Origin of the sequence: Rubrivivax albus, from assembly GCF_004016515.1 — a bacterium.
Taxonomy (GTDB): Bacteria; Pseudomonadota; Gammaproteobacteria; order Burkholderiales; family Burkholderiaceae_C; genus Rubrivivax; species Rubrivivax albus.
In genome coordinates this window covers 1-4,223 of record NZ_SACT01000026.1, presented here as the reverse complement: position 1 = coordinate 4,223, position 4,223 = coordinate 1, and the positions used below count along the sequence as shown (strand labels likewise).

At 59.6% G+C, this 4,223-nt stretch carries 5 protein-coding genes; 4 read left to right on the top strand and 1 reads right to left on the bottom strand.

Annotation, left to right across the window (positions count from 1 at the left end):
- The first annotated feature begins 102 nt into the window (after positions 1-102).
- From ENE75_RS24510 to ENE75_RS24495, 4 genes are all read left to right on the top strand, one after another.
- A complete protein-coding gene (locus tag ENE75_RS24510) occupies positions 103-621 on the top strand; it encodes a GNAT family N-acetyltransferase (RefSeq protein WP_128201721.1) in 519 nt (172 codons plus the stop codon).
- A gap of 305 nt (positions 622-926) precedes the next feature.
- Positions 927-1,829 carry a hypothetical protein gene (locus ENE75_RS24505; RefSeq protein WP_128201719.1) on the top strand — a complete coding sequence of 301 codons (903 nt, stop codon included), beginning with the start codon at positions 927-929 and terminating at the stop codon, positions 1,827-1,829.
- 868 nt (positions 1,830-2,697) lie between these two features.
- Positions 2,698-3,033 carry a hypothetical protein gene (locus tag ENE75_RS24500; RefSeq protein WP_128201717.1) on the top strand — a complete coding sequence of 112 codons (336 nt, stop codon included), beginning with the start codon at positions 2,698-2,700 and terminating at the stop codon, positions 3,031-3,033.
- Between the two features lie 148 nt (positions 3,034-3,181).
- Positions 3,182-3,583 (top strand): VOC family protein, encoded by a 402-nt coding sequence (locus ENE75_RS24495; protein ID WP_128201715.1) that lies wholly within the window; start codon positions 3,182-3,184, stop codon positions 3,581-3,583.
- 124 nt (positions 3,584-3,707) lie between these two features.
- Here ENE75_RS24495 and ENE75_RS25855 read toward each other — a convergent pair whose 3' ends face one another.
- The gene (locus ENE75_RS25855) at positions 3,708-3,986 is read right to left on the bottom strand and encodes a transposase (protein WP_128201713.1); all 279 of its coding nucleotides are present in this window, start codon (positions 3,984-3,986) and stop codon (positions 3,708-3,710) included.
- Positions 3,987-4,223 lie beyond the last annotated feature (237 nt).

Below are 4,223 nucleotides of genomic sequence, written 5' to 3'. Positions count from 1 at the left end.
CGTGCTCGAGAGGCTGCCTACGCAGCCCGCCAGCAGGATCGGCGAGCTGCTGCCGCACCGCTGGCAGGCGATCGACTCGGCCTGACCACCGCCCCCGTCGTCATGACGGGATCGCCGGACGCTTACCGCGCCGCTGCGCGCGGCTTAGCTCGAACGTTAGGCGGCACGAAGGCCTCAGCCGTGGCGGTAGTCGAAGTCTCGGAAGCAGCCAATCCCAATGACATCGAGTGCATCGAGTCTGGGGTTCTCAGCTATGGCAGAGCTCAGGCTCACGGTGGGAACGCACGCAGTGTCGTCGCTATGGTCAGAGACGGCGGGATTTTGGTTGCGGGCGCGTGTGGTCGCACAGAATACGGCCGCTTGTTCGTCAGTTCGTTGTGGGTAGCCGAGGCCATGCGCAATCAGGGCCTTGGCAGGCGCACTCTGGAGGCACTCGAGGGCGAGGCTGTGGCGCGCGGTTGTCAAGACTCGCTTCTGGATACGCTGCTGCAGGAGAACGTTCAGTTCTATCTTCGCTGTGGCTACAACGTGGTTGCTTCCGTGCCCAAGTATGTCGGCCCTTTCGCCAGAACCATCTTGGTCAAGCAGTTCGCTCGCGGAGAAGCGGAGAGTGCCGCCTAACCCCTCGCTCAAGCGCCGCGCCGCTGCGCGCGGCTTAGCTCGAACGTTAGGCCTCACCGAAGACCCGTCTTATGACCTCGAAGCGCTTCGGAAGGCAGGCAATCCCACGCTTCACAGGGTCCCCGAGCTTTCCCGTAGGTAGTCGTCCAGGCGTCGAGCGTCAGACTGTTGTCCTCGGGCGGTTTCGTGGACAATCAAAGCCACTCGAATTGGCGTCAGGTTTGTAACCGTGACGTCTACATCACGTTAGGCGTCGCAGAGCGGGGCCGCGGAGTTCTCAGCACGAGACATAGGGAGGGAAGTTTATGGAAGCAAAGTTCAATGAGCTGGCGTTGCACTTCAAGTACTGGGCGTTCATTGCACTTCTATTCTTTGTCTTTCTCATGACCGAACGCTGGAGCGCAAGCAAAGAGTTCACGACTTATCTAAGTAACGCCGCAACGATGACATCTCTGTTACTTGCGGTTGTTGCAATCTTCTACTCCTTCATCTCCAACGACGGAATGTCCAGAAGCCTTGGAAGCATTAGTACCGTGGCTAGTGAAGTTCGCGAGGTTCGCGAGGATATAGAGGCGTTTGCGGGTCAGACCAAGCTGAGCACTGAAACGGCAGCAATCAACAACTCATTGGTCAGGTCAGCGTCGGCAGAACTTTCATCTACTATGACATCGCTAAGTGAGACTTTATCTGCCATATCGAATCAGAATGCAGCACTTAAAGATTTGGTCGCTAGCCTACCTACTAGGATTGATCAACTCGAAACTAGATTTGGCGATGTGGCCAACGCAATCTCCGAGAAGCAGCAACAGTCACAAGTGCCGATCACATCAGCCGATCTTCCAGCGACGGCCGTCGAGCGATTCTTGGGTCGAGTGACATTTCAGCAGCATCTCATAGTAGTGGCTTGTGTTCTTGCCGCAGACACAGGGAAGGAGCTTGACATGTCTGCGCTTTGCAAGGTTATCGACTGGAATGCTCCCAACCAATTCCAGGGATTTCTATCTTGTATGCACGCTGTGCAGCTTTGCTCGCGTTCATTCGTGCAAGGCAAGGACAAGACCTACACAATCAAGTCTATCCATCCTGACCTGCAGAGCTCGGCTAAGCAGACCTTCGTCAGGTACGTGGAATCAAACTTTGGAGAAAAGCCAGACGAAAGAGCGAAGTGGCTTGGCCGCCTCGCGGGCGTCGAGGCGCTTTTTGCCTAGAGCGCGAAGGCAACAATAGCGTTCGCAGCGACGCCTAACCCCTCGCTCAAGCGCCGACGCGCAACGGCACGGCACCTGGCCCGCGAAGCGCTCACTGTGTATCCTGCGCTTCGCGGGCCAGGCGCCGTGCCGCTGCGCGCGGCTTAGCTCGAACGTTAGGCCGCGCAGCGGGGCGTCGCATTCCTCTATCCGCTTCCGTGGAAACCCCATATCTATCAACTTTCTTCGCGCCACCCGTTCTTCCCAAGAACGATCGCTATCCTTGTACGAGTCAAAGGCACTGCAGGGGGAGCATCGGTGAAGAAACTCAGCGCACAAGTGAAGCGAGGCAAGGCGGTAGGCACCACACTCCGGCCTCACAGGCACGAAGACGGCATGTTTGTCGTAAGCAAGACGCGCTTCGAGAAGGACTACGTGCGAGTGGCAGATGAAGGTGAGCTCTCGGACTGGATCGCGCGCGGCTACAGCGTTCGGATGAGCAATCCATCCGTCCGAAATCACAAGGCTCCCAGCCTGATAAGCCCCGCCTCAATCGAATCTGAAGGAATCACCCCGACCGCGGCCACGCAGTGGTCGGCGGAGGCGGCGTCTAACTCGGGTCCACGCTCAAGCACCGGCACGTGGGTAGCTCTCGCATTGCTAGTGACGTTTCTCATCTACATATTCTTCTAGCCAGTGTTCCATCCATGGCCTGTGCTATCGCCCGGGCAACACCTTGAAGGCGCGGCCTAACCCCTCGCTCAAGCGCCGCGCCGCTGCGCGCGGCTTAGCTCGAACGTTAGGCGTCACCAAAGGCCCCGCTCGGTGCGCTCGGCGCACCGAGCATGAGCCGCTCAGAAGAAGTGCCTTGCTTGGCATACATGGTCGAATGAAGCTTGTGTTCCTGGCAGTGACAGTAGTGCTACAGGCAGCGGTTGCGGCGTGGTTTGTCAGCAAGTACTTCGCTGTAACGGGCAGAATTGCGAGATTGAAGGGCTGGAGGTGGCGCGCAATTGAATGGGTATTGTTTGGAATCTTTGTGCTCATCGTCATTCCTATCGGCGCGTTCTTTCCAATCTGGTTCTATTCAATCCTTCCAGGCGATGCGGCGGATAGAGACTGGCGGCTTGTTCTCATCATCGTTGGTTGGGTGTCGCTCATTGCCAGCGTCGGCTTTGGTTGGCTTCACTCTCGGAACGAAGGTCGTGGAGTGCACATTGGGTGACGCCTAACACCTCGCTCAAGCGCCGACGCGCAACGGCACGGCACCTGGCCCGTGCGGCGCAGTGTGCATATCATGCGCCGCACGGGCCAGGCGCCGTGCCGTCGCGCGCGGCTTAGCTCGAACGTTAGGCATCACAGCGAGCCCGGCCGTGCCATCGAAGCGAATTCAAGACACGCAGCAAGGCTTGGTGGTGTTCGCGAAGAACAAGAGGCGCGTTTCGGCGTTCTATCAGTTGGCTCTCGATCTGAAGGTCGAGGAATCGGCGAGCACACATGATCTGCTGCGTGGCCACGGATACGAAATCGTGGTGCATGCCATTCCGCGGAAGTACGCAGCAGAGATCAAGATTGCTAAGCCGCCTGTGGTGCGCGAGGACACACCATTCAAGCCCACTTTCATCGTCAACGACCTTGAAGCAGTGCGCACGGTCGCAAACAAGACAGGCGGCCACCTGAAGCCAGCAGAGGGCGCATGGCGCTTTCGTGGCTGCATCGTGCTTGACGGTTGGGACCCAGAAGGCAACGTCGTTCAATTCAAGCAGCAGGAGTGATGCCTAACCCCTCGCTCAAGCGCCGACGCGCAACGGCACGGCACCTGGCCCGCGTAGCGCTCACTGTGTATCCTGCGCTTCGCGGGCCAGGCACCGTGCCGCTGCGCGCGGCTTAGCTCAAACGTTAGGCCGCACAGCACACCCCACCGGAGGGCATCGTGAGCGAGAAACCAAGCCCAGAAGACGTGGCGCTCAAGTCCACCGGTGGCGCCTCAGTCACGGCCGGCGCACCGAACACGCCGGCCGCGCGCTCGATGAGTTGCCGCCGCCACTCCGTGACCTGGTGAGGGTGCACGTCGTGCTTCTGTGCGATCTCGGCAATCGTCTTGCCGTCGGCCAAGGCTTCGATGGCCACCTTGGCCTTGAACGCCGCTGAGTGGTTGCGGCGTGGTCTCCTGCTCATGTTTCCTGCTCCTTCGTCTCGGGCTCTATCCTCGCCCAGCGGAGCAGCCTTTCCACCTTACGCCGTGTTCAGATTTGCGCGGCCGGCTCTCTGTCAGGTTGGGTGGTCGCCGCATCGGCGCGCGCGGGTGCGGCCTAACACCTCGCTCAAGCGCCGACGCGCAACGGCGCGGCACCTGGCCCGCGAAGCGCCTGCTGTGTATCCTGCGCTTCGCGGGCCAGGCGCCGCGCCGTTGCG